Annotated in this window: 22 protein-coding genes and 1 pseudogene; 22 read left to right on the top strand and 1 reads right to left on the bottom strand. The window is 72.3% G+C overall.

Annotation, left to right across the window (positions count from 1 at the left end; translation table 11 throughout):
- Nucleotides 1–97 precede the first annotated feature (97 nt).
- The gene (locus AC07DF_RS02515) at nucleotides 98–1018 is read left to right on the top strand and encodes a LysR family transcriptional regulator (RefSeq protein ID WP_478966187.1); all 921 of its coding nucleotides are present in this window, start codon (nucleotides 98–100) and stop codon (nucleotides 1016–1018) included.
- Nucleotides 1019–1067: 49 nt separating this feature from the next.
- Here AC07DF_RS02515 and AC07DF_RS02510 read toward each other — a convergent pair whose 3' ends face one another.
- The gene (locus tag AC07DF_RS02510; protein WP_478966185.1) at nucleotides 1068–2009 is read right to left on the bottom strand and encodes a ScbA/BarX family gamma-butyrolactone biosynthesis protein; all 942 of its coding nucleotides are present in this window, start codon (nucleotides 2007–2009) and stop codon (nucleotides 1068–1070) included.
- Nucleotides 2010–2148: 139 nt separating this feature from the next.
- Here AC07DF_RS02510 and AC07DF_RS02505 point away from each other — a divergent pair, with 139 nt between their 5' ends.
- From AC07DF_RS02505 to AC07DF_RS02405, 21 genes and pseudogenes are all read left to right on the top strand, one after another.
- Nucleotides 2149–2814, top strand: a complete 666-nt coding sequence (locus AC07DF_RS02505) for a ScbR family autoregulator-binding transcription factor (protein WP_478966183.1) — start codon at nucleotides 2149–2151, stop codon at nucleotides 2812–2814.
- Nucleotides 2811–3779, top strand: coding sequence for an NAD-dependent epimerase/dehydratase family protein (locus AC07DF_RS02500; RefSeq protein ID WP_478966181.1), 969 nt, complete (start codon nucleotides 2811–2813; stop codon nucleotides 3777–3779). Before AC07DF_RS02505 ends, AC07DF_RS02500 begins: the two co-directional genes overlap by 4 nt.
- A 244-nt stretch (nucleotides 3780–4023) precedes the next feature.
- Nucleotides 4024–4602 (top strand): TetR family transcriptional regulator, encoded by a 579-nt coding sequence (locus AC07DF_RS02495; RefSeq protein ID WP_478966179.1) that lies wholly within the window; start codon nucleotides 4024–4026, stop codon nucleotides 4600–4602.
- A 54-nt stretch (nucleotides 4603–4656) separates the two neighbouring features.
- Complete coding sequence (locus tag AC07DF_RS02490) at nucleotides 4657–5418, top strand: SDR family NAD(P)-dependent oxidoreductase (protein ID WP_478966177.1); 762 nt, start codon at nucleotides 4657–4659, stop codon at nucleotides 5416–5418.
- A 48-nt stretch (nucleotides 5419–5466) separates the two neighbouring features.
- A complete protein-coding gene (locus tag AC07DF_RS02485) occupies nucleotides 5467–6273 on the top strand; it encodes a carbon-nitrogen family hydrolase (protein ID WP_478966175.1) in 807 nt (268 codons plus the stop codon).
- 346 nt (nucleotides 6274–6619) lie between these two features.
- Entirely contained in the window at nucleotides 6620–7306 is a 687-nt protein-coding gene (locus AC07DF_RS02480) for a hypothetical protein (RefSeq protein ID WP_478966174.1), read from the top strand.
- Nucleotides 7303–7497, top strand: coding sequence for a hypothetical protein (locus AC07DF_RS02475; RefSeq protein ID WP_382489640.1), 195 nt, complete (start codon nucleotides 7303–7305; stop codon nucleotides 7495–7497). Before AC07DF_RS02480 ends, AC07DF_RS02475 begins: the two co-directional genes overlap by 4 nt.
- Nucleotides 7498–7656: 159 nt before the next feature.
- The gene (locus AC07DF_RS02470) at nucleotides 7657–9330 is read left to right on the top strand and encodes a GH3 family acyl-acid amido synthetase (RefSeq protein WP_478966172.1); all 1674 of its coding nucleotides are present in this window, start codon (nucleotides 7657–7659) and stop codon (nucleotides 9328–9330) included.
- Between the two features lie 42 nt (nucleotides 9331–9372).
- Nucleotides 9373–10254, top strand: coding sequence for an alpha/beta hydrolase (locus AC07DF_RS02465; RefSeq protein ID WP_478966170.1), 882 nt, complete (start codon nucleotides 9373–9375; stop codon nucleotides 10252–10254).
- Complete coding sequence (locus AC07DF_RS02460) at nucleotides 10244–11389, top strand: mandelate racemase/muconate lactonizing enzyme family protein (RefSeq protein ID WP_478966168.1); 1146 nt, start codon at nucleotides 10244–10246, stop codon at nucleotides 11387–11389. The genes AC07DF_RS02465 and AC07DF_RS02460 overlap by 11 nt, the downstream gene beginning before the upstream one ends.
- Nucleotides 11390–11461: 72 nt before the next feature.
- Nucleotides 11462–12349, top strand: a complete 888-nt coding sequence (locus AC07DF_RS02455; protein ID WP_478966166.1) for an FAH family protein — start codon at nucleotides 11462–11464, stop codon at nucleotides 12347–12349.
- A 35-nt stretch (nucleotides 12350–12384) separates the two neighbouring features.
- Nucleotides 12385–13578 (top strand): hypothetical protein, encoded by a 1194-nt coding sequence (locus AC07DF_RS02450; RefSeq protein WP_478966164.1) that lies wholly within the window; start codon nucleotides 12385–12387, stop codon nucleotides 13576–13578.
- A gap of 141 nt (nucleotides 13579–13719) precedes the next feature.
- A pseudogene (locus AC07DF_RS02445) lies at nucleotides 13720–14847 on the top strand (IS701 family transposase); the annotation flags it as partial.
- A 401-nt stretch (nucleotides 14848–15248) separates the two neighbouring features.
- Nucleotides 15249–16541 carry an MFS transporter gene (locus AC07DF_RS02440; RefSeq protein WP_478966162.1) on the top strand — a complete coding sequence of 431 codons (1293 nt, stop codon included), beginning with the start codon at nucleotides 15249–15251 and terminating at the stop codon, nucleotides 16539–16541.
- 6 nt (nucleotides 16542–16547) lie between these two features.
- Nucleotides 16548–17303, top strand: coding sequence for an SDR family NAD(P)-dependent oxidoreductase (locus tag AC07DF_RS02435; RefSeq protein ID WP_478966160.1), 756 nt, complete (start codon nucleotides 16548–16550; stop codon nucleotides 17301–17303).
- Between the two features lie 46 nt (nucleotides 17304–17349).
- Complete coding sequence (locus tag AC07DF_RS02430; RefSeq protein WP_478966158.1) at nucleotides 17350–17652, top strand: YciI family protein; 303 nt, start codon at nucleotides 17350–17352, stop codon at nucleotides 17650–17652.
- 69 nt (nucleotides 17653–17721) lie between these two features.
- Complete coding sequence (locus AC07DF_RS02425; RefSeq protein WP_478966156.1) at nucleotides 17722–19065, top strand: aminotransferase-like domain-containing protein; 1344 nt, start codon at nucleotides 17722–17724, stop codon at nucleotides 19063–19065.
- Nucleotides 19062–20327: an ATP-grasp domain-containing protein gene (locus AC07DF_RS02420; protein ID WP_478966154.1), complete on the top strand. Its 1266-nt coding sequence runs from the start codon at nucleotides 19062–19064 to the stop codon at nucleotides 20325–20327. The genes AC07DF_RS02425 and AC07DF_RS02420 overlap by 4 nt, the downstream gene beginning before the upstream one ends.
- 74 nt (nucleotides 20328–20401) lie before the next feature.
- Nucleotides 20402–21511 (top strand): LLM class flavin-dependent oxidoreductase, encoded by a 1110-nt coding sequence (locus AC07DF_RS02415; RefSeq protein ID WP_478966152.1) that lies wholly within the window; start codon nucleotides 20402–20404, stop codon nucleotides 21509–21511.
- A gap of 95 nt (nucleotides 21512–21606) precedes the next feature.
- Nucleotides 21607–22083, top strand: a complete 477-nt coding sequence (locus tag AC07DF_RS02410; protein WP_382489622.1) for a flavin reductase family protein — start codon at nucleotides 21607–21609, stop codon at nucleotides 22081–22083.
- Between the two features lie 781 nt (nucleotides 22084–22864).
- On the top strand, nucleotides 22865–23857 hold the full coding sequence (locus AC07DF_RS02405) for a ScbA/BarX family gamma-butyrolactone biosynthesis protein (protein WP_478966149.1): 993 nt from the start codon (nucleotides 22865–22867) through the stop codon (nucleotides 23855–23857).

The raw sequence follows: 23857 nt of genomic DNA, 5'->3' as shown, positions 1-23857 counted from the left end.
GGGCCCCGATGCGTTCTCGTCCCGTCCCTACGAAGGTGCCTCAGTCAAGCTTTGAGGACAAGCAAATGGTTCTACCTATTCTGTTAAGCTCAGCTACATGCTTGACGTCAGGCGACTCCAGGTCCTGCGCGCGGTGGTCACCAGCGGCACGGTCACGGCCGCCGCGGCCCACCTCGGCTACACACCGTCCGCCGTCAGCCAGCAGGTGGCGGCACTGGAGAAGCAGGCCGGTACGGCGCTGCTGGAGCGGGTCGGCCGAGGGGTGCGCCCCACGGCCGCGGGTCTGCTGCTCACCGAACACGCGGCCCTGATCAGCTCGGCGGTCGCCCAGGCGGAGTCCGCCCTCGCGGATCTCCGCGCCGGGCGCACCGGCCGGCTGTCGGTCCGTTACTTCGCCACGGCGGGCTCCACCCTGGTGGCTCCGGCCCTGGCCCGGCTGCGCGCCGAGCACCCCGGCGTCCGCGTCGACCTCGAACTCACCGACCCGGAGGACCCGTTCCAGGAGGTGGTGCGGGGCCGGGCCGACCTGGCCGTGGTCGTCCGGACCCATGACCGCGCGGGCGACGGCTTCCGGCTCGTCCACCTCCTCGACGACCCGTACGCCGCCGTACTGCCCCTCGGTCATCCGCTCGCCGGCAAGGAAGTCGTCGACCTCCATGAGCTGTCCGGTGAGCAGTGGGTGGGCAGCGAGCCCCCCGGCCCCTGCCTCGAACCCGTCATCGACTCCTGTGCGGCGGCCGGCTTCAGCCCCGACTTCGTCATCCAGAGCGAGGACTACGCCACCGCGCAGGGCTTCGTCGCTGCCGGTCTCGGCGTCGGTCTGATGCCGGGTCTCGGACTGCGCAACCGGCACCCCGGCGTCGTCGTACGCCCGGTCCGCAACCCCGAGCCGATCCGGGTGATCTCGGCGGCCGCACGGGAGACCGCCCTCGAACAGCCCGCCATGCGCGGCCTGCTGGCCGCGCTGCGGGACGCGGCCGTCACCGCCGACCCGCCCGGCGGACCCGGGGCGGACTGACCGCTGCCCGAGGGGCGCGGGCCGGCGGCGAGGACGGAAGAGGAACATGTCAGACGCGGTGGAGGGCGGGGTCGGCGGGTGCGGCGGCCAGGGTCACCACGCTGGCGAAGATCTCCTTGCCGTGCTGCCGGGCGCTGATCCTGACCTGGTCCGGGTCCGCGAGCTGCTCCGCCTCCAGCCAGCAGGGGATGTCCATCTCGGCGTACCGGACGAAGTCGGTCTCCATGCCGGTGACCGTCACCGTGTCGGGGTGGGCCGTGGCCAGCGCCGCCTGGCGGGCGGCCTCCAGCAGCAGCATGCCCGGGGCGTGGTCCACGAGGTGGTCGAAGAGGATGGGGTGGGTGGTGTCCACCCGCAGCTGCCAGCGGTCGGGCCGGTCGGTCGCGGCGAGCACCACGTCCTCGAAGCGGTCGCGGCCGAACGGGGTGAGGCCCGCCGGAGGCGGCAGCGGCACGGCGCGCGCGGTGGCCGCCGCAGCGTCGGCGTACGGGCCGCGCAGCCGGTTGTAGACGGTGCGGTCCTGGACGGTGAAGCGCGAGCGCGCCGAGGCCAGCGGGCGGCCGTCGCGCTCGACGTCGGCTCTCAGGGTTATCGCGGAGGCCCGCTCACGACGGTAGGTCACCTCGTCGCAGGTGATGTGCAGTTCCAGCTCGGCCGGCCCCCCGTCGGCGTACGCTGCGGCCGGATCGAGTGTCCAGCTGAAGTCCTTCCACAGCAGCTGGTGGCCGAACGGCACGTTGTAGGCGCCGTGGGACAGCAGCGGCAGCGTCTGGCGTACGGTCTCGCTGAGCATCAACGGGTCGTGCAGACCCAGGCGGTTGACGTAGAACGGGTGGGTGGCGGGCCAGGCGGCCGTGACCGTGAAGGCGTCGGGCGCGGTGCGCCGCCAGCTGCGCAGCAGCACTTCGTCCTGGTTCGTCTTGTGCGTGAGGACGGGCGAAACCGTCTCAAAACGGTTTCCGACGCCGTGCTGGGCAAGGCTGATGGACATGGTGTTCCCCCCTGATGCGGTGACTCTCTTCTGGGCACGCGCAGGTGAAGCGAAGGCGCCCCCGGTGACAGGACCGCGCCGACGTGAATAAAATAGAGGTCGTTCTTTTTGTTTGTCTACGGGTTGAGGGAGTCTGCCGATGGCACGACAACGGCAGGAACGCGCGGAACGGACTCGTGCCGCGCTCATCCACGCGGCCGCGGAGGTGTTCGACCAGGCCGGGTACCACGGCGCGGGTCTGAACGCGATCCTGCAGAGAGCCGGCATCACGACCGGAGCCATGTACTTCCACTTCAAGTCGAAGGAAGAACTGGCCCGCGCGGTCATCGTCGACCAGGCCGCCGAACTGCAGTGGCCCCAGGGCAAGAAGGGGCTGCAGCAGCTGATCGACGTGTGCCAGTACCTGGCCGTGGAGATGCGCTCCAACGTGCTGTTCCGGGCCGGCGTCCGGCTCGCCGTCGAGCAGAGCGAGGTGAATCTGCTCGACTACTCGATCTACGACTGGTGGTCCGAGCAGTTCAGCACCCATCTGGCCGAGGCGCGTGAACTCGGCCAGCTGAAGCCGGAAGTGGACGTGGCCGCGTTCTCCCAGGTGATCGTCGCCTCGTACACCGGTACGCAGATCATGTCCCGGCTCTCCACCAACCGGTCCGACCTGCCCGCGCGCATAGAGAACATGCTGCGATGTCTGTTGCCGGCCATCGCGCCGGCGGAGATCGTCGCCTCGCTGGAGTTCCCGGGGAACGGGGAGACGGCGGGGGAATCGGTGGTGGAGGCGGAGCCTGGGGAGGGTGCGGCTTCATGAGACGTGTCCGGGTGTTGCTGACCGGCTCGACCGGGTTCGTCGGGCGGGCGGTCCTGAGCCGGCTGCTGCGCGCGAGCGGCGCCGACGGGCGGCGGGTCGAGGTACGAGCCCTCGCCCGCGCCGTTCCCGCCCTCGCGGACGAGCGGGCGGGCGTGGAGTGGGTGTGCGCGGACCTGACGGACCCCGCCTCGCTCCATGGGGCGGCGAACGGTACGGACGTCCTCGTCCACCTCGCCTGCCGGGTCTCCGGCGGGGCGGAGGAGTGCGAGCGGACGAACGTCGGCGGCACCCGGGCGATCGTCGACGAGGCGCGGCGTGCGGGGGTGGGGCGGATCGTCCACCTGTCCACGGCGGCGGTGTACGGGCCCGGTCCGCACCGGGGCATCCCCGTCGACGGGGTCGTGCCCGCGCCCGTGTCGGCGGCCAGCCGTACGCGGTTGGCGGCCGAGCGGATCGCGCTCGACGCGGGGGCCGTGGTCCTGCGCCCCGGACTGGTCCTCGGCCCCGGGGACCGCTGGGTCGTGCCCGCGCTCGGCGAACTGCTCCAGCGGGTGCCGGCCCGCTGGGACGGCGGCCACGGACTGCTCTCCGCCGTGGACGTCGACGACCTGGCCCGCCTCGTCGCCGCCCTGGTCACGGCACCGGACGGCGGCGCCGTGGCCTCCGGGGTCCACCACGCCAGCCATCCGGAGCCGGTACGCAACGGCGACCTCATGGCGAGGCTCGCCGAGTTGGACGTACTGCCGTCGGCCGGCGCCGACGACTGGGACTGGGAGAAGTGCCTCGCGCGACTGCGGGAGACACCGGGGCGTATGAGCGAGCGGCAGTTCGCCCTGCTGGCGCGGGACCACTGGTACGAGAGCGAGCGGATCTGGCGGCTCACGGACTGCGCCCCCGGGCCGGGACCGCTCGAGCGGCTGGCCGGGGCGGCGGCCTGGTACCGGGAGCAGCTGAGCGCTGGGTGACACCGCCCTCGAGACGGGGCGGCGGGAGAAGCGGTCCGCGGCTGAAGTCAAGGCGGGCGCGCTCGACTTGGCCAAGTGGTCGCGGGGTCGGCGCCGGGAGGCGTCTGTGGGGGAAAGCGGCGGTACGTTCACAGGACTGGGGGCGTGGCCTTCCGTCCTCCCCCGTCCCCAGCCCCCGTTCCCGGCGGGCCCGTGGGAGTCATTTCCCGTGATGGATGCAGAGGTCAAGCCCATGGTGAAGCAGGTGAGAGCGGAACGTACCCGTCAGGCGCTGATCGCGGCGGCGGCCGTCGAGTTCGACCGGCAGGGGTATGCCGGGACCTCGCTGTCCGCCGTGCACCGGGCCTGCGGGGCGACGATGGGAGCACTCACCTTCCACTTCCCCGCCAAGGCGGACCTGGCCACCGCGGTCTGCCGTGAGGCCGAGGCCCTCACCGGCGAGGCGCTCGCCCGGCTCGAACCGGCCGGACCGCTCCCGCCGGTCGCCGAGTTCACCCTCGAAGTGGCCCGGCTGCTGGAGCAGGAGGTCACCGTCCGCGCGGCGGCCCGGCTCACCCGGGAACGGGCCGTCCCGTCCCACTGGTACACCGTCTGGCGGGCAGCCCTGCGCGAGCTCGTGACAGCGGCCCGGGAAGCGGCCGGGACCCGTCCCGCACCCGACGAACTGGAACTGCTGGCGGTCTATCTGACGGCGGGCGCGGAGGCGGCCCTGCGATCGGGGCGCACCGGCGAGGAGGTGCAGGCTCAACTGAAGTGCCTGTGGGCCCTGGTGCACTCATCGAATGAGTGCACGGTCACCCCTGACCGCCTCCGATCACCCTGACTACCCGGTCTTTCTGACGATCTTTCTGACCGCTCCAATGAAAAGGCTCAGCCCATGACTCGACGCTGCGCGCTCGTCACCGGTGGTTCCCGGGGCATCGGGGCCGCCATCGCGACCGAACTCGCCGCCGACGGACACCGCGTGGCCGTGCACTGCCGTGCCGACTCCGCCGCCGCGAAGGCCGTCCTGGACGCCCTGCCCGGCACCGGCCACGCCCTGGTCACCGGTGACATCAGCACGCCGGGCGCTGCCCAGGAGGTCATGGAGTTGGCCGTCGGGCAACTGGGCACCGTGGACGTCCTCGTCAACAATGCCGGTGTCTACTCCGAGCAGCCCGTAGCCACCACCTCGTACGAGGACTGGCAGGCCGACTGGCGGCGCCTCGTCGACGTCAACCTGCTCGGACCCGCCGACCTGATCTGGCACTTCGTCGACCACCTCCGGCAGCGGCCGCAGGGCCCACGGGGCGCCCGCATCGTCAACGTCGGCTCGCGCGGCGCCTACCGGGGCGAACCCGACGCCCCGGCCTACGGCGCCACCAAGGCCGCCCTGCACTCGCTGACCCAGTCGCTCGCCCAGTCCCTGGGCCCGCTCGGCATCGCGGTGACCGCCGTGGCCCCGGGCTTCGTCCGCACGGACCTGGTGGAAGACCTGCTCGTCGGGGACGTCGAGGAGCAGGTGCGCCGCCAGAGCCCGCTGGGCAGGATCGCCGCGCCCTCGGACGTCGCCGCCGCCGTGGCCTGGCTCAGCGGTGAGCGGGCCGAATGGTGCAGCGGTGCCGTGATCGACGTCAACGGCGCCTCGCACCTGCGCTGACCCCGTAACCGGCCCTCCCGGGCCGCACCACACCTCAGAGGAGACCCCGTGCGCGCCGCGCTGTCGCAGATCGCCGTACGACCGGACGAACCCGTCGCCGAGCGGCGGGCCCGCGTGGCCGGCCTCGTTCGTGAGCAGCACACCGCCGACCTGGTGGTCCTGCCGGAACTCTGGACGGTCGGCGCGTTCGCCTTCGACGAGTTCCGCGCCCACGCCGAGCCGCTGGACGGGCCCACGGCCCGGGCGATGGGCGCGGCGGCGGCCGAGGCCCGGGTCTGGCTGCACGCGGGCTCGATCATCGAACAGGGCCCGGGCGACACGTTGTACAACACCTCCCTCGTCTTCGCGCCCGACGGCCGGCTGCACCGGACGTACCGGAAGATCCACCGCTTCGGCTTCGACCGGGGCGAGGCCACCCTGCTGGGCCGGGGGGAGGAGACCGTCACCGTCACCCTGGACGACGGTGGCCCGGCACGGCTGACGGCAGGGCTCGCCACCTGCTACGACCTGCGCTTCCCCGAGCAGTTCCGTCTCCTGGTGGACGCCGGCGCGCAGCTGTTCGTCGTCCCGGCCGGCTGGCCCGCCGCCCGTCGTGCCCACTGGTCGCTGCTGGCCCGCGCCCGGGCCGTCGAGTCCCAGGCGTACGTCCTTGCCTGCGGTACGGCCGGTACGCACGCCGGGGTGGAACAGGCCGGCCACAGCGTGGTGGTCGATCCCTGGGGCGAGGTCCTCGCCGAGGCCGGGGCGGGAGAGGAGACCCTCGTCGTCGACCTCGACCCGGCGCTCGTGGCGAAGACCCGTGCCGAGTTCCCCGCTCTTCGCGACCGTGTTCTCGGTGTGCCGACACCGGGCTGACCGGCCCTCGGCGACAGGTGCCGTCCGCCCCGCGAGTGCCGGGGCGGACGGCACCTGTCGTCTGTGCGCGGCCAACTACCAGGAGAAACAAACTTGTTGGATATTTTCCGGTGGCCTCTTGCGGCCCACGCGGCAGACGTGTAACACTCTTTCGCGAGGCAGTCTGCCCACTTCCAGGAGCCTTCGCACTGCCAACGCGTCGCCGTCGAGCGGCGCTTTTTTGTTTTCCGCGGTACCGGTTCCGATTCCGCGTCTCCCCGTTTCCCCGTTTCTCCGTTTCCCCGTTTCCCCGTTTCCCCGTTTCCCCGCATCTCCTTGTCTCCTGAAGGTGAGGCGACCAGTGACCATGGCCGACCCGACCCCCTCGCATCCCCGCCCGGAGCAGTGTGCGTCGAACCGCTGCCGCCGTGCGGCCCGTTCCGACGGTCTGCGACGCAGGCCCGCCGCTCCCGGTGCCCGGCTCTGCGGCCCGTGCAAACGCGCCCTCGCGGCCGATCTGACGGCCCTGCCCGCGCTCCACCACGAGAGCGAGCAGCGGCTCGTACTCCCCGCACGGCAGGGGGGCCTGGCCCGGGTCACGGGTCACCGGCCGGACGCGCCGCCGGTGAGCGACGCGGCGCTGGACGCCCGGCACGACGCCGTCGTACGACTGGCCTCCTGGGCCCGGCTCGTCCTGGACGAGGAGCCGGCCGCCGGAGCCCCGCCGGAGCGGACCGTTCCCGCTCTGGCCGCCTTCCTCGGCCGGCACATCGACTTCCTGGCCGCCCACCCCGCCGCGGGCCCGGCGGCCGACGAGATCGCCCGCACCGCCACGGCCCTTCGGCTCGTCGTCGCGCCGCCCAAGCCCGACCTCGTACCGCTCGGCCGGTGCGTGGAGCCGGGCTGCGACGCCGAGGTGTCACTCCCCGGGCGCGGCGGCGACGACCTGGTGCTGCGCGGACCGATGTGCGGCGCGGGGCATGTGCTCTCGCCACGTCAGTGGCTTGTCATGAATCACCGTCAGTCAACGCTCGAGACCAAGGAGTCGGGATGAACGACGACCTGCGCGCCCCGCGCGGCAAACGCGTCCCCACGTCGCTCGCCGCCCTCGCCCTCGGCGTCCGCGAGGGGACGATCCGGCAGTGGGCCCGGCGCGGCAAGATCACCCGGTACGGGACCAAACGCCAGGCCCTGTACGACCTGAACGAGCTGGCAGCGCTCGCGGCCGGGGAGAGCGGCGCGTAACTCCCCGCGCCGTAACGCCCCTCCCCCGCACCGAAGACCCGCCCGCCCCTAGAGACCTCCCCACCCCATAGAACCCGCACCACCGTTCGGCCACCGCCGCGCGGCCCTTCGGCATGCCCGAAAGCGGGCCGCGACCACAGTTCTTGAGGAGAGACAGCCATGGAGACGTACCCGGCATCGCAATGGCAGCAGCACTGGCAGGACCGGCGCGACCCCTTCGTCGAGGAGTGCTTCCGGGCCCGCGAGAACCTGCTCACCGATCTGAAGGACCCCGGCGCCGCCCAGGCCCGTGTCCTCGACGACCTCATCGACATCGGCGCCGCGTCGCTGCACTGGAAGGAGCAGGGGTACGACGCCGTGGCCACCGCCCCGGACACCTTCCGGTCCGTGCTGCCGATCATGCGCTACAACGACTTCGCCGAGCAGATCGACCGGGAGACCCGCACCAAGGGCGGCATCCTGTCGTGCAGCCCCGTACTGCGCTGGCTCAAGACCAGCGGGACGACGGGCACCCCCAAGCGCGTCCCGTACACGCTGCACTGGCTGCTCAAGTACCGCATCCCCGCGATGAAGGCGATGTGGGGCACCTACCTGGAACACCACCCCGAGATCCTCGCCCACCCCTGGGCCACCCTCGACACCCAGACGGTCCGCGAGGACGTGTACGACTTCGTGCACGGCGTCGAGCACCAGGCGATCAGCAACCGGCATCCGCAGATCAACAGCCGGGACTGGAACCCGCCGTGGTACGAGTCGCCGTGGTTCGGCCCCGACACGCCCACCAGCCACGCCGGGCGGATGTACCACCGGGTACGGCACCTCGTCGGCAAGGACCTGCACTACATCTCGGCGATCAACCCCAGCACCCTCGTCTCGCTGCGCGACCTGATCGCCGAGCACGGCGCCGAGCTGGTGCGCGACCTGCGCGAGGGCACGCTCCAGGGCAAGCCGTGGACCGAGCCCGACGAGAAGGCCGCGCTGCACCTCGAACAGGTCCTGGGCAAGGGCGAGTTCAGCCTCGTGGACCTCTGGCCGTCGCTGACGCTGTACAGCTGCTGGCTGTCGGCCTCCGCCGAGCTGTACCGGCCGCGTCTGGACGCCGTGCTGCCCGGTGTCGCCAAGCTGCCGTTCATGAGCTGCGGGACCGAGGGCGTCACCACCATTCCCGTGGACGACACCCTGGAGAGCCAGCCGCTCGCCGTCAGCCAGGCGTACTTCGAGTTCGTCCCCGCCGAGGTACCGCTCGGCGCGCTCCTCGACGCCGGCGAGAAGGTCGAGACGCTGCTGTACGACGAGGTCGAGGCGGGCCGCGACTACCACCTGATCATGTCCCAGGGAAACGGCCTCTACCGGCTGTGGACCGGTGACATCTACCGCGTGGACCGGATCGCGGACGGCACCCCCTGGGTCCACTTCACCCACCGCGACGGCGTCTTCCACTCGTTCACCGGCGAGAAGATCACCGAGGGCCAGGTCACCCAGGCCATCCGGCAGGGGCTCGAAGGCAGCGGGCTCGACACCGGGCTGTACATGTGCGGGCCGCGCTGGGACGAGCCGCCGTCCTACACCGTCGTCGTCGAGGTACCGGACCCCGGAGCGGACCTCGACCGGGTGCTGTCCGCCGCGATCGACCGCGAACTGTCCGTCATCAACATCGAGTACGCCTCGAAGCGGGACAGCGGACGGCTCGCCGCGCTCCGGGTGCGGACCGTGGCGCAGGGCGCGATCGCCGCGTACGTCGAGTCGCGGCGGCAGGGCGGCAACGCCACTCAGTACAAGTACAAGCCGTTCCAGAAGGACATCGACTTCGTCGACGCGATCCTCGCCGGCTGAAGCGCCCCTCACCCACTCAGTACCGATCAAGGAGAGCTGACCATGCTGGAGACCCTCAGGCCCCCGCAGAACACCCGCCGCGAGATCATCGACCTGCCCTGCGGCGACACCCGGCTCGCACTGCACCTGTGGCGGCCGGAGCAGATCAAGGGAGCCGTCTTCTACTTCCACGGACTGCAGAGCCACGCCGGGTGGCTGTGGGAGGTGGGCCCGCAGTTCGCCGACAACGACATCGCGTTCTTCGTCCTCGACCGGCGCGGCAGCGGCATAAGCCCCGGTCCGCGCCACGAGATACCGGACGTCGACACCGTCCTCGGCGACTACGCGGAGGCCGTCGCGTTCGTCCGGGAAATGATCGGCGACTCCGTGCCCCTGTCCCTGTTCGGGCACTGCCTCGGCGGCTCCTTCATGGCGGCCCTGATGGCGTACGAGGGGTTCACCACCTCGTACGACGCCGCCGTCTTCTGCTCGTCCTGGCTCGGCCGGATGCACGCGACCCTCGAACCGGACACCCTTGAGGCCATCGCGGCGAGCGGGAGCGAGGAGCTGTGGGACGCGGGGCTGAAGGCAGGCGACTTCACCGACGAGGTCAAGTACCAGCACTTCATCGACCACGACGACCTGGCGGTACGGCAGTTGACGCAGCGGTCGCGGGCGGTGCTGCTGGAACTGGAGCGGCTCTATCTGACGCGCGGACGCCTCAGCCCGGCGGTCCCCGCCGCGACCTTCGTCTCCGGGATGACCGACCCGATCGTGGACCTCGACGCCGCGCACTCCGTCTTCCAGGACCTGGTCTCCGGGCGCGGCTCGATCATGAAGTTCCCGACCGACAAGCACTACCTCTTCTACACCGGCGTCAGCGGCGACCTGGTCGACTGGACGTCGACGTACACCCTGCTCCAGGGGGTGAACCGTGGCGCCTGAGGCCGGCGGGTCCGGACAGGCCCGGCTGTACCACGTCGAGCTGCCCATGCGGACGCCGTTCGACCATCCCGCCGCCCGGCGGCGTACGTCCGACAGCCTGGTCCTGAGGCTCTCGGCCGACGGCGTGGACGGCATCGGCGAGTGCGCGCCCCGGTCGTACGTCACTGGGGAGACCACCGCGAGTGTGCGCACGGCGCTCGAACAGGTCGACTTCGAAGCGGTGTTCGCGCTACTGACCGGCCGTGACCCGCGGGAACTGCTGGGGCTGCTCCACCGGGACGGCTTCGCGCGGACCTTCGGGATCGACGGCGGCAACAACCTGCTCTGCCTGCTGGAGACGGCGGTCCTGGACTGGCTGGGGCGCCGCTCGGGGCTGGGCGCGCGGGAGCTGTTGCCGGGCGAGGCCGACGAGGGGCGCCGGTCGCTGCCCGTCTCGCAGGTGCTCGACCTCAGCCTGGACGCCGAGGAGTTCCTCGCCACCCGGGGACCCTTCCACTTCGTGAAGATCAAGGCGTCGGACGACATCGAGCACGACGCCCGTACCGTCCGGACGATCCGCGACAAGGTAGGCGACGACGTACCGGTCATGGTCGACGCCAACATGTGCTGGACGCCCGAGAACTCGGTCGGCCACGCCCGCCGGCTGCGCGAGGCCGGCGTCGACTATGTGGAGGAGCCGCTGCCCAAGGGCTCGTGGGAGGCGTTGCGCGCGCTGCGCCGCGAGGGCGGGCTGCGGATCATGCTGGACGAGTCGGTGTGCACGGCCCGGGACGCCCGTACGGCGGTCGAGTCGGAGGCCTGCGACGCGTTCAACATCCGGGTGTCGAAGAACGGGGGGCCGCTGCCGGCCGCCGGGCTCGTCGCCTACGCCCGGGAGAACGGCGTCCGTTTCCAGTTCGGGGTCCAGGTCGCCGAGGTGGGCCCGCTCATCAACTCCGGCCGGGCGCTGGCCTTCGGCAACCCGGACGCGCTCACCGTCGAGGCCGGGCAGTCCGACCGCTTCTTCCCGGAGATGATCGTCGCCCCGCCCCCGGCCGTCGACCGCCACACGAACACGCTGGCGCCGGCCGACGGCACCGGCTGGGGCATGGACCTGGCCGCGAGCGCGGAACGCTGGGCCGTGAAGAACTTCTGAGCCGGCCCTTCCCGGTCGCACATCAACGACGCCCATTCCCCACCACACCCATGCCCGAAAGGCGGGAACATCATGACCGTACTGTTCGAATGCACCTACCGGGGCGGCCGGTACTTCGGCCTCGGACTGCCCAAGGAGGACCAACCGTTGAGCCTCACGCCGCTCACGGACCGGAACCTGGGGAAGCTGCTCACCGAGGGCGGCGACGTCGCCGTGCTCCTCGCCTCCTCCGAGACGGTGACCGTTCCCGTGAGCGAACGCGACTCCGTCTCCTTCCGCCCGCCGCTGCTGCCCGACCACCTCGGTGACGCGGTGGTCGGCGGCTTCATGCAGACCCACAACGTCAAGGTGGACGCGGACACCCCGTCCCAGCCGAACTGGTTCCTCAAGGGCCTCGGCGATGTGCTGAGGACCTCCGGGGAGGAGCTGCGCGCACCGGTCGGGTCCGTCGCGCTGACCGAGGAGGCGGAGGTCGTCCTCGTCTACGTCACCGACGCGGACGGCGTCCCCCGGTACGTCGGCTACACCTTCGGCAACGACCTCACCGACATCGGCCGCTTCCGCCGCCACCGGGGACACCTCTCGTACGCCAAGCTGTGCGAGGCGGCCGTGGCGCCCTTGCTCTTCCTCGACAGGCCGCCGCGCCACGTCACCGGGCACGTCACGATCGAGCGGGACGGCGAGCCGTGCTGGCGGGGCGAGTTCACCACCGGCACCAAGGCCCTGCACTACGGGCTCGACGACATCATGTCCGAGCTCTTCTCCTACGACGCTCTGCTCGCCCCCGGCCGTGTGCACTACGTCTACATCGGCGCCGACCGCAGCAGCTTCCACGACGGCTTCCGGATGGCCGACCGCGACCGCGTCACCCTGGACTTCGCGAGCCACGGGGTCACGCTGTCGAACACCGTGCGATGTGCGTCGCCGACGCTCGCCGCCGCCGCGCGCGAGGGATCGTGAGCGGCGGTGGGCGGGGGCATGCCCCGGTCGACGGGGTGCGCAGGCTCAGTGGCACGGAGGCGACGTTCGCGTACAGCCATGCGCTGATGCGGGGCAGGGGCGGGCTCACCACCTCCTTCACGGTGAACGGCGTGTTCTCGCCGGAGCGGATGGAGGCGGCTGTGGAGCTGTGGCTGAGGAGGCTGCCGCTGCTGTCACTGCGGATCGAGGACACCGGGGGCGCGGGGCTGTGGTTCCGGCAGGGGGAGCCCGTCTCCCCGGACGGTGAGCGGCTGTGGGGGCTGCGGGTCGGGCGGGCTTCGGAGGGGACGACAGGTTTCTCCCTCAGCCTCCACCCCGCGATCTGCGACGGCTACTCCGTCGGGCGTCTCGTACGGCCGCTGCTGGACGCCCTGTTCGGCGTTCCGGGTGCCTGTGCCCGGGAGGAGGAGCTGCCGCCGGACACCGACGAGCTGACGTACGAGAGCGGTGGGGTCTGCGGGATGTGCGTGCCGGGGCCGGCCCGGCGGGCTGTGACGTCGCGCGGAGGAGGAACGGGGCCGGGAGCGGGGCGCGGGCGTCCGGCCGGAGTGGTCCGTGAGAGTGGTGGGGGCGTGACCCTCGCCCTCGGTGCGTACGAGACCCGCCGGCTGCGGGACTGGTGCGGTGCGCGGCGGTTGACGGTCGGCGGGTTCCTCGCGACCGTGCTGGCGGACGCGTTCGCCCGGGAGACCGGCCGCCGGGAGGTCACGGTCGCCACGGCGGTGTCCCTGCGCCGGCGCTACGCCGAGCGGGCGCTGATCAGCGAGCCCGGGTGCGTGCTGGGTCTGGTGCGGGCGCGGCTGCGGGCGGGCTGCGCCGGTCGCGACGCCGTGGGCGCGGGGGGTGACCTCGGGGGCCGGGCCCGGGGCCACGCGGAGGTGCTGTGCTCGGCCGGGCGGGACTGGCGTCCGGAGCGGCGGGCGCACACCGCGATCCGCCGGGCCGTGGAACGGGAGGCGGAGGGCGGCGGAGGGCCGGAGCTGCGGGTGACCGACGCCGGTTCGGTGGACACCGCGCTCGGGCCGCACGCGGAGAGGGTCACGGGGTTCCGGACCGTGGCGGCCCGGGGGGCCGGGGCGCTCGACGGCACGCTGCATCTGTCGTCGTTCAAGGGGGCGTTGACGGTCGGGCTGGCCGTCGGCGGGCCTTGGGCGGCGGTGGCCGAGCGGGAGTTGAGCGACGCCATGCTTTTGCTCGACCGCAGGTGAGCGCCCTGCGGGGGTGCGGACTCCTCAAAGTCGTAGCTGGAAGTGGCCCCTTCAATTGAAAACAAAGAGTTCGTTCTCTATTTTTTGAGGGCGGGCTTCGAACCGGCGGGGCCCGCCCAGTCCAGAGGAGGGGAACGCGTCATGGTGAGGTCCGCACGCCACCACGCCTTCGACGCCTTCATCGCGGGGATCTTCGAACGGCTGCCCCGTGCCGACCAGCGCAGATGGGCCCATGTCTACACGCGGGGCCTGCTGGTGACGCCGGGGCGCAAGACGGTGCGCCGGCTCGCGGCCTCCGCCTCGGACTCCACCACGGCGGCCCAGGCCCTGCACCAGTTCGTCAACGCCAGCCCGTGGGACTGGGAGCCGGTCCGCGCCCGTCTGGCCGACTGGGTCGTACGGCGGTCCCGGCCGCGTGCCCTGGTCATCGGTACGGCGGTGCTGCCCAAGCGGGGTGACCGCTCCTGCGGAGTGCACCGCCGCTTCGTCCCCCGGGACGGACGCACGGTCAACTGCCAGGTCGGCATCGGGGCGTTCCTCGCGGTGGAGCAGGGGACAGTGCCGGTCGACTGGCGGTTGCTGCTGCCCGGGCGGTGGGCCGAGGACGCGGGTTCGGGTCCGGAGGCGGGTGCGGCCGATGCCCTGGCGCTGGACCTCGTCGACGGGGTCGCGACCCGGGGTGCGGCCGGCTCGGACGAGGTGCCGGTCGTCGCCGACCTGGTCGGGTTCGCGGACACCGCCGCGCTGGTGGGCGGGCTCGTCGGCCGGGAGCGGCGGTTTGCCGTGGCCGTACCTGATGACTTTGTGGTGCACCCGGACCGTGCGGCCCTCGGCGGGCCCGGCTCTCGAACCGGTGCCGGTGCCGGTGGTGTGCCCGCACGAAGCCTCCTCACAGCCCGTCCGGGCCGGCCGCCGCACCACCCCCCGGCGGCGGCCGAGCCGGACTCGGCGCGAGTGGCGACGGGGGTGGTCCGCCTCCCCGGCATCGCCGTCGCCCTCCGGTTGATCGGCGAGCCGGGAGGCGGACGGATCTGGCTCACGGATCTCGTGGACAGGTCACCGCGCGAGGTGCTCGCGCTGGCCCGGCTGCACACGGGTGCCGTCGACACGGTGGAGCGGCTGGCCGACGACTTCGGTCTGCGCGCCTTCGAGGGACGCTCGTACGCCGGCTGGCACCACCACAAGACCCTGGTCTCCGCCGCCTTCGCCTACAGCACGCTCGGCTCCGCCGCCCCGACGCGCCCCGGCACTCCGGCCCACGCGTCACTCCGGCCACGCATCGCCCGCCCACCGCACCGGGCACGGACTACGGCCACAGGTGGGCGGGCCGGCACGGCCCCGGGACGCGCCGCCGGGGCCCCGGCCCGGACGGTCACGACACCCGGGCGGGCCCCAGCGGCTCCGGCGCGGACCGCTGAGACAGCGGCGCGGGCCGGCGTGGCTCCTGAGCGGGGCTCGGGGAGTCCGGCCGCTTCGACGCGCGCCACTGGGGCTCCGGTGCGGACTCCGGTGCCTCTCGGGCGAGCTGACGCGGCTTCGACATGGACTCCTGTGGCCCTCGCGCCACACGCCCGGCTCCCCGGGCCCCCGGCACGCACCCTCACCATCCCACCGCAACCCCCCGCACACCCCTCGCACCCGCTCCCCACCCCGATACGAACGGAATCCTGATGGCCCTTCCCAAAGCGTTCTGGTTGTTGTGGTTCGGGCAGACCGTCAGCCGGCTCGGGACGCTCGCCCCTGCCTTCCTCGTGCTCTACCTGGAGCAGGACGGGCTCGTCGCCCCGGGTACGACCCCGCTCGTCGTCGGGCTCTTCGGTGCCGGTGTCGTGCTGTCCGGGCTGGTGGGAGGGGCGGTCGCCGATCTGATCGGGCCGCGTCGCACCATCATCGCCGCCCAGCCGGTCACCGCCGCGATGGCCCTGCTCTTCGCCGTCGCCGACCACGTCGTCGCCCTGTGCGCGCTGTCGCTGATCACCGGGTTCCTTTCGGCCGTCGACCGGCCGGCCGGGGCCGGGCTGATCTCCGCGATCGTCCCGCAGGAGCAGTTCTCGAAGGCGTACAGCCTCTTCCTCGTCGGCTTCAACATCGGCATGTCGCTGAGCCCCGTCTTCTCCGGTTTCCTGCTCGAGGTCAGCCCCGGCGCCCTCTTCGTCGTCTGGGCGGTTTCCAGCCTCGTCTACGCGGCCCTCGTCTTCGCGGTGCCCGCCGATCCGCCGCCCGCGCAGGACGCCGACCGGCCCGCCGGGGCCGCGGCGGCCTTCAAGGCGGCCGCACGCGGGATCGCCGAACCCTTCCGGACCCCCGTCCTGGTCGCCTTCCTCCTCCTGACCTTCCTGCTGGCCTGCATCTACCTCCAGGTCAACTCCGCCTTGCCACTGGACATGCGGGCCGGCGGGCTGACCGCCGGGGACATCGGCTTCGTCCTCGCCGTCAACGCCGTCCTGTCCGTGCTGCTGCTCCCGCTCGTGCCCCGCCTGGTCGGCGGGCTGCGCGCCCATGTCCCGCTGATCCTGGCGGCCGTGTTCATGGCCCTCGGCTTCGGCGGCAACGTCCTCGCCGACGGCATGGTCTCCTTCACCGTCGCCACCGTCGTATGGACGCTCGGCGAGGTGCTGTGGGCCCCGATGTCCGCCACCTTCATCGCCGACCGGGCCCCGGCCGGACGCAGCGGCACCTACCAGGGCTCGTACTTCTTCGCCTGGAACGCGGCGTTCGTCGTCGGCAGTCCCGCAGGACTCGCCCTCGCCCACTCCCACGGCTACGAGGCGCTGTGGATGTCCGTCCTCGGCCTGGGGCTCGCGGTGGCGGCCGGCTTCGCCCTGCTGCCCCGGCTGGCCGGGTTCGTGACCAAGCCCGGCCCCGACCCCGACTCCGACCTCGACACGGGCTCCGACCTCGACACCGAGTCCGTGACCACCGGGGCAACCACCCCGGAACCCCTGACCCGAGAGACAAGGTGACCCACCATGCCCGCACCCACCCCCCGCACCGCGCTCCTCGTCGGCGCCGCCGGCGGCATCCTCAAGGAGGTCTCCCGCGAGCTCGCCGAGGAGGGCCACACGCTGGTCCTGTTCGACCGGGACGCCGAGGCCGTCGGCCGGCTCGCCGAGGAGCTGGGACGGATCACCAAGGTCGAGACCGTCGTCGGTGACATCACCGACATCCCTGAGGCGGAACGCCGGCTGGCCGACATCGTCGACCGGTTCGCCCCGTCCATCCTCGTCAACGGCGTCGGCGGCGACACCCGCGTGATCGGCTACGCCGACCTCACCACCGACCACTTCGACCAGTCCTTCCTGGAGAACGTGGTCAGCAGCTGGATCGCGGTCAAGGTGTGCGCCCCGCGCATGGCCGCCGACGGCTACGGCCGCATCGTCAACTTCGCCTCGGCGGGCGGCCGTACGTACAGCCGCTTCAACAACGCCGCGTACGTCGCGGCCAAGGCCGCCGTCATCGGCATGACCAAGCAGCTGGCGTTCGAGCTGGCCCCGACCGGGGTGGTCGTCAACGTCGTCGCCCACGGGCCCATCGCCACCGAGCGGGTCGCCGGGGCGTTCGAGCGGCGCGACCCGGAGCAGCAGCAGGCCGTACTGGCCAAGCTGCCGATGGGCCGCTACGGCACCGTCGCCGAGGCCGTCGGCAGTGTGCTGCACCTCTGCTCGGAGAGCGCCGGCTACTCGACCGGGTCCGTCATCGACATCAACGGCGGCATCTACATGTGAGTCCCGCCCCCCGCCCGCACCCCCCATCGCGACACCGGAGGTATCCATGGCGAAGTTCGTCGTCGAGTTCGAGTACAACGTCGACCGCGCCGGCCGGGAGCATCTGCACCCCGCCCACACCGACTATCTGCGCGCCCTCACCGACAGCGGCGTCCTGCTGCTCGCCGGGCCGCTCCAGGACACCAACGGTGGCCTGCTGGTCTACGAGGCCGAGGACCGCGACCGCCTCCAGGAGGTCCTGGACGCCGAGCCCTACGTCAAGGGCGGCATCGTCTGCCGGGTTCGTATCCGCCAGTGGGCGCCGGGCAAGGGCACGTGGGCCGCGGCGTCGGAGGAGGCCGCGGCCTGAGCCCCGGGTCCATCGCCCCGCCGCCCCTCCCCGTCAAGAAGCAAGCCCCCCTCGAAAGGACCGACTGACGTGCTCGTGACGCCAGTTCAGCAATCCACCACTCCGCTGCGCCGAGAAGCCCTGCACGCCGGGATCGTCGACCCCGGCATGGACTCGATGCGGCTGCTCAGTGAGACGGCGATGAAGTTCCCCGAGGCGCTGTCGTTCTCGTCGGGGGCGCCCCACGACGGTACGCACAACCTCGCGAAGCTCTCGTACTACGTCGACCGGTACATCGCGCACCTGCGGGAGCAGGGGGTGCCCGAGCAGCGCGTCACCCGGCTGCACTTCCAGTACGGACCCGTCAACGGGTTCATCCAGGAAGAGGTCGCCCGCATGCTCGCCAAGGACGAGGACATCGATGTCGCGCCCGAGGCGATCATGATCACGCACGGCTTCCAGGAGGCGGCGCTCGTCGCCCTGCGGGGGCTGTTCCGGTCGCCCGACGACGTGCTGCTGTCCGTGTCCCCCGCGTACGTCGGCATTCGCGGCGCCGCCCGCATGCTCGACATCCCGGTCAAGGGCATCACCGAGGGGCCCAACGGGCTCGAACCGGAGGCCGTGGCCGCCGCCGTGCGTGCCGTGCGTGCCGAGGGCAAGCGGCCCGCCGCGCTCTACCTGGTCCCCGACTTCTCCAATCCGTCGGGCACGGTCGTGCCGCTGGAGGCCCGGCGGCGGCTGCTCGCGCTGGCCGCCGAGGAGGGGTTCACCATCCTGGAGGACAACCCGTACGGGCTCTTCGCGAACGACGAGGAGAGGCTGCCGACGCTCAAGGCGCTGGACACCCGCGGTGACGTCGTCTACCTCGGTTCCTTCGCCAAGTCCGCGTTCCCGGGCGCCCGCCTCGGCTATCTGGTCGGTGACCGGGAGGTCGTCGGCGAGGACGGCACCCGGCGCACCCTGGCCCAGGAACTCTCCAAGGCCAAGGCGATGTTCACGGTCGGCTCGTCCTCGCTCTCCCAGGCCGCGATCGGGGGCATCCTCGTCGACGCCGGCTACGACCTGCGCTCCGCCACCCGGGATCTGGCCGCCGTCTACCAGGAGCGGCTCGCCGCCACCCTCGACGCCCTCGCCGAGCACTTCCCGCCCGAGCGGTACGCCGAGCACGGCGTGCGCTGGAACCGGCCGCGCGGCGGTTTCTTCCTGGTCGTCGAGGTGCCCTTCGAGGCAGACCTCGTCGCCATGGAACGGTCGGCCCGCGACTACGCGGTCAGCTGGGCGCCGATGCGCATGTTCCACCTCGACGGCAGCGGCGAACGCGCCCTGCGCCTGGGCTTCAGCAACCTCACCCCCGCCGCGATCCGCGAGGGCATCGCCCGCCTGGCCCGCTTCATCGAGGCCGAGTCCACATCCGAACAGGAGGCCACCTCATGAACAGCACTCCCACGCGCCCCGTGGCGGTGATCGTCGACGGCTACTCCGCCGGCAACTTCTACCCCGCCGCCTTCGCCGCGTACGGCACGGACGTCGTCCACGTCCAGTCCACCCCGGAGCTGATCCCGGCGATGGCACCGCCGGACCTCACCGCCTACCGGGAGAACATCGCCGGACACGGCGACGAGGACGCCCTCGTCGAGCGGCTGCGCGCCCTCTCCCCCGTGTGCGTGATCGCGGGCCAGGAGTCGTCCGTGCCGCTCGCCGACCGGCTGAGCGAGGCGGTCGGCGTCCCCTCCAACGGCTCGGCCCTTTCACCGGCCCGCCGCGACAAGTACGAGATGATCGAGACGCTGCGCCGCGCCGGGGTGCGCTGCGCGCGGCAGCTCAAGACCGACGACCCGGACGCCGCGGTCGACTGGGCCGAGGACCACGGCAGTTACCCGGTGGTCGTCAAACCGCTCAGCTCGGCGGCCTCCGACGGCGTCTTCGTCTGCGACGGCCCCGACGCGGTCCGCGCCGCCGCCCGCAGCGTCCTCGACGCCCCGAACATGTTCGGCCTCGCCAACACCGAGATCCTCGTGCAGTCCTATCTCAAGGGCACCGAGTACATCGTCGACACCGTCAGCCGCGGCGGCGAGCGGTACGTCTGCGGGGTCTGGGAGTACGAGAAGACGCTGCTGCCGTCCGGCAAGAACATCTACAACCGCGACCTCCTCGCCGACCCGGACGACAACCCGGTGGTCGCCGAGCTCACCTCGTACGTCGACGAGGTCCTCGCCGCCCTCGGCGTCGCCTGGGGGCCCGGCCACGCCGAGGTCATCGTCACCGACGAGGGTCCCGTCCTGGTCGAGATCGCCACCCGCCTCAACGGCAACCTCAACGCCCCCTTCCACGACGTGTGCCTCGGTCACAACCAGGCGGCGCTCACCGCGCAGGCGTACACCCGGCCCGACGAGTTCCTCGCGGAGTACGCCGGACGGACGTACACGAGGCTTCAGCCCGCCGTCGTCTACAACACCCCGACCGAACTCGACGGTGTCGTGGACACCGTCGACGAGAGCGCCGTGGCGGAGATCCGCGCCCTGGACAGCGTCTTCCTCGCGACGGTCAAGTACGCGCCCGGCGCCCGGATCAGGCCCACGGTCGATCTGCTGACCAGCTCGATGCGGGTGTTCCTCACGGCACCGGACGAGACGGCCCTGACGGCCGGCTACGAGAAGGTCCGCGCGCTCAAGGACGCCGTGTACCGGGTCGTCTGACCACCAGCCACACGCTTCTTTCTCTCTTCCTTCCTCTTCGCCTTCTTCCACCGCTTGCTTCCCGGAGGTCTGTCATGCACAGCCGTATCGGTCTCTTCCTGTCCCCCGTCCACGAGACCGGCCAGGACCCGCACCTCGCGATCCGCCGCAACCTGGACCTCGTCGAGTACGTCGATGACCTCAACTTCGACGAGGCGTGGTTCGGCGAGCACCACACGCTGGGCTGGGGCCTGGTCGGGGCGCCCGAGACGCTGATAGCCGCCGCCTCGCAGCGCACCACCCAGATCAAGCTGGCCCACGGCGTCGTGCCGCTCTCCGGCCACCACCCCTTCCATGTGGCGAGCCGGGCGGTGCACCTCGACCACCTCACCCGCGGCCGGTACATCCTGGGCGTCGGCCCGGGCGTGCCCTTCGACGCGAAGATGTTCGGCCTGGAGCAGCCGGTGCAGCGCCGTCGCCTCGAGGAGGCCCTGCCGACGGTCCTCGAGCTGGTCAACGGCGACGAGCGGATCACCCAGCAGACGGACTGGTTCGATCTGCGTGACGCCAAGCTCCAGCTGCCGCGCTTCAGCCCGCAGGGCATCGAGGTCGCGGTCGCCACCTCCGGCACCTCGCAGTCCAGCCCGCGCCTGATCGGCCAGTACGGGCTGAGCATGACCTCGTTCGCGCTGCCCTTCGCCCTGCTCACGCCCGGCGCCCCCGCGCACATCAACCTGGCCCACCAGTGGAAGTACGCGGAGGAGGCCGCCGCCGAGCACGGGCAGACCCTGGACCGCGACAAGTGGCGTATCGCGCTGCCGGTGCATGTGGCCGAGACCCGCGAGGAGGCGTACGCGGACGTCCGCGAGGGCTACGACCGCTGGCTGTTCGAGTACTTCGGCAAGGCGGCCGGCCGTGAGGTCCTCAGCCCCGACGTGCCGCGCGAGAAGGCGCTGGAGGCCCGGGTCGAGGCGGGCGGCGCGCTCGTCGGCTCGGTGGACGACGTGGTCGCCGGCATCGAGCGGCTGCACGAGATCACCGGCGGCTTCGGCACGCTGCTCGTCTACGTCGCCGACTGGACGTCCTGGGAGAAGACCAACCGCAGCATGGAACTGCTGGCCCGCCATGTCGCCCCCCGCATCACCGGCTCGGCGGCCCGCCCGCAGGAAGCGGTGGACTTCGCGATCGCCAGCCGGAAGAAGTAGCGCGAGGGAGCGTCCTCGCCGAGCCCTCCGTATGTCACGCCAGGTCGGGCCGTTCCGTCGGCCCGGCCGTGCGTCCCACCGATCGGAAAGAACTCATGCTGGAGCAACGCTCGTTCCGCGACATACTCGGCCGGTTCACCACGGGAGTGGTCCTGGTCACCGCCGACACGGCCGAAGGCCCCAAGGGCATGGCGGTCAACTCCTTCACCTCCGTCTCCCTCACCCCGCCGCTGGTCGCGCTGTGCGCCGCGGACACCTCCTCGACCTGGCCCGCGATCCGTGAGGCCGGGTCCTTCGCGGTGACGATCCTCGGCGACCAGCACGCAGAGCTGTGCCGCCTGTTCAGCGCGAAGGGCGCCGACCGCTTCGCCGCGGGCGCCTGGTCCACGACCCGGGCCGGGCACCCCATTCCCGCCGACGGTCTCGGCTGGCTGGACTGCCGTATCACCACGCTCCATCCGGCGGGCGACCACGAGTTGGTCATCGCCGAGGCCCTGGAAGGCGCCCTGACGGCACAGGCGGGCCCCCTGGTCTTCCACGCGGGCCGCTTCACGGCCCTGGCAGCGGCCTGACCCGTCCCTCCCCTCCCAGATCCCCCCGGGACACCCCGGACACGGCCCGACGGAACCCCGGCGCAGCTCCCTCCGGCAACGGCCCGGGCACCGGCACCGGCACCGGCACCGGCACCGGTCCAGCCGCGGGCACGGCCCCTGGCCGTGGGTACGGGTCCAGCTGCGGCCCCGGATCCAGCCGTCGCACGGGCCAGGCCGTGACCGGATCCAGCCGTCGCCCAGGCCAGGCCGTGGCTACGGTCCAGTCCGGCATCGGATCCACCCGCCGCACAGGCCAGGCCGCCAGGCGGTCCAGCCGCGGACACCGCCCCGGCCGTGGCAACGGGCCGACCCCGGCACCGAACCCATCCCCGCACCGGATCCACCGGTCGCAGGCCAGGCCGCTAGACGGTTTGGCCGCGGACACCGCCCCGGCCGTGGCTACGGGTCGGCCCCCGGCACCGGACCCAACCCCGGCACCGGCACCGGCACCGGCACCGGATCCAACCGTCGCACAGGGCAGGTCCACAAACGGGGACTCAGCAACCCATCGCTCACCACCCGTCGTCCTCTCTCACCACCCGCCACCCGCCGAGCCGAGGCCACCGGCGTCCTCGGCCCGGTCTGAACGGCCGCGCCCCACCCGGGAGCCGGCTCCGCCCGTGAGGGGCCCGGCCCGGTTCGCACGGCCCCGCCCCGGGACCCGGCACCGCACCCCGCCCTGCCCGGAGCCGGCCCGGCCTGGCTCGGAGGGCCCGGCACCCGGGACCCGCCCCGGGACGCGTTCGTCGCGTCGACGCCCATGAGAAAGGCAACCCGCGTGTCCCACACCGATCCGATACCCAAGGCGCTCACCCTCCCCCTGCCGCCGGATGCCGGGCCGGAGGCCGACCTCCACTTCGTCCGGACCGCCCCGCGTCACCTCGTCGACCGCAGTGCCGTGGCCGAGGTGCTGATCACCGACTGGCGGCGGCTGGGCCCCGACGCGTTCCGGCTGGGCGCGCAGTGGCCGCGCGGGCACCACTTCTACGCACCCATCGCCGGTGCCTGGTACGACCCCCTGCTCACAGCGGAGTCGCTACGCCAGGCCTCCGTCCTGGTCGGGCAGACGTACTACGGCGTCCCGGCGGACCGTCACTTCACCATCGCCGAACTGGAGTTCGAGGTCGTGCCGGGTGTCATCCTGCTCGGCACCCGCCCGGCCGAGATGCGCCTGGAGGCCGCGGCCACGGACGTCCGGGGCGCCGACCGCCGCCAGGGCCCCCCGACCGCACTCACCCTGGAGGCAGACCTGCTGCGCGGCGACGACTTCGCCGGCGCGGGACGGCTGACACTGCGCGTGTCCGCCCCCCGGGGCCCCGCCGCAGGGGAGGGCGGCGGGTACCCGCCCCTGCCCGATCCCGTGCCGCCCGCGATCGTGGGCCGCCTCGACGAACGCGACGTCGTCCTCGGCGTCCCCCGCTCCGCCGCCGCTCGCCGGGGCCTGAACTGGGACCTGCGCATCGACCCCGGCCACCCGGTGCTCTTCGACCACCCGACCCACGAGATCCCCGGCATGGTGCTCCTGGAGGCCGCCCGCCAGGCCGTGCAGGCGGCCTGCGCGCCGTACCGCGTACTCCCCGTGGAACTGCGCAGCGCCTTCCACTCCCCCTTGACCCTGGACATCCCCTGCCGCATCTCCGCGACCAGGCTCCCCGCGCAGGACGCGAGCGAGGACGCCGCGGTCCGGGTCACCGCGTGGCAGTCCGGCCGGCTGGCCTTCGACAGCCTCGTGGTGGCGAGCCTGTGCGACTGA

It is taken from the genome of Streptomyces sp. NPDC044719 (assembly GCF_056433405.1).
The sequence above is the reverse complement of the archived record's forward strand: the minus strand, read 5'-3'. Positions and strand labels throughout refer to the sequence as shown.

Bases quoted from the DNA above. Each gene is read 5' to 3' on its own strand.
- AC07DF_RS02440 (WP_478966162.1), top strand. From the start codon at position 15,249: ATGGCCCTTCCCAAAGCGTTCTGGTTGTTGTGGTTCGGGCAGACCGTC.
- AC07DF_RS02480 (WP_478966174.1), top strand. From the start codon at position 6,620: ATGGCCGACCCGACCCCCTCGCATCCCCGCCCGGAGCAGTGTGCGTCG.
- AC07DF_RS02505 (WP_478966183.1), top strand. From the start codon at position 2,149: ATGGCACGACAACGGCAGGAACGCGCGGAACGGACTCGTGCCGCGCTC.
- AC07DF_RS02475 (WP_382489640.1), top strand. From the start codon at position 7,303: ATGAACGACGACCTGCGCGCCCCGCGCGGCAAACGCGTCCCCACGTCG.
- AC07DF_RS02515 (WP_478966187.1), top strand. From the start codon at position 98: ATGCTTGACGTCAGGCGACTCCAGGTCCTGCGCGCGGTGGTCACCAGC.
- AC07DF_RS02470 (WP_478966172.1), top strand. From the start codon at position 7,657: ATGGAGACGTACCCGGCATCGCAATGGCAGCAGCACTGGCAGGACCGG.
- AC07DF_RS02415 (WP_478966152.1), top strand. From the start codon at position 20,402: ATGCACAGCCGTATCGGTCTCTTCCTGTCCCCCGTCCACGAGACCGGC.
- AC07DF_RS02510 (WP_478966185.1), bottom strand. From the start codon at position 2,009: ATGTCCATCAGCCTTGCCCAGCACGGCGTCGGAAACCGTTTTGAGACG.
- AC07DF_RS02455 (WP_478966166.1), top strand. From the start codon at position 11,462: ATGACCGTACTGTTCGAATGCACCTACCGGGGCGGCCGGTACTTCGGC.
- AC07DF_RS02500 (WP_478966181.1), top strand. From the start codon at position 2,811: ATGAGACGTGTCCGGGTGTTGCTGACCGGCTCGACCGGGTTCGTCGGG.
- AC07DF_RS02405 (WP_478966149.1), top strand. From the start codon at position 22,865: ATGAGAAAGGCAACCCGCGTGTCCCACACCGATCCGATACCCAAGGCG.
- AC07DF_RS02410 (WP_382489622.1), top strand. From the start codon at position 21,607: ATGCTGGAGCAACGCTCGTTCCGCGACATACTCGGCCGGTTCACCACG.
- AC07DF_RS02490 (WP_478966177.1), top strand. From the start codon at position 4,657: ATGACTCGACGCTGCGCGCTCGTCACCGGTGGTTCCCGGGGCATCGGG.
- AC07DF_RS02435 (WP_478966160.1), top strand. From the start codon at position 16,548: ATGCCCGCACCCACCCCCCGCACCGCGCTCCTCGTCGGCGCCGCCGGC.
- AC07DF_RS02465 (WP_478966170.1), top strand. From the start codon at position 9,373: ATGCTGGAGACCCTCAGGCCCCCGCAGAACACCCGCCGCGAGATCATC.
- AC07DF_RS02430 (WP_478966158.1), top strand. From the start codon at position 17,350: ATGGCGAAGTTCGTCGTCGAGTTCGAGTACAACGTCGACCGCGCCGGC.
- AC07DF_RS02420 (WP_478966154.1), top strand. From the start codon at position 19,062: ATGAACAGCACTCCCACGCGCCCCGTGGCGGTGATCGTCGACGGCTAC.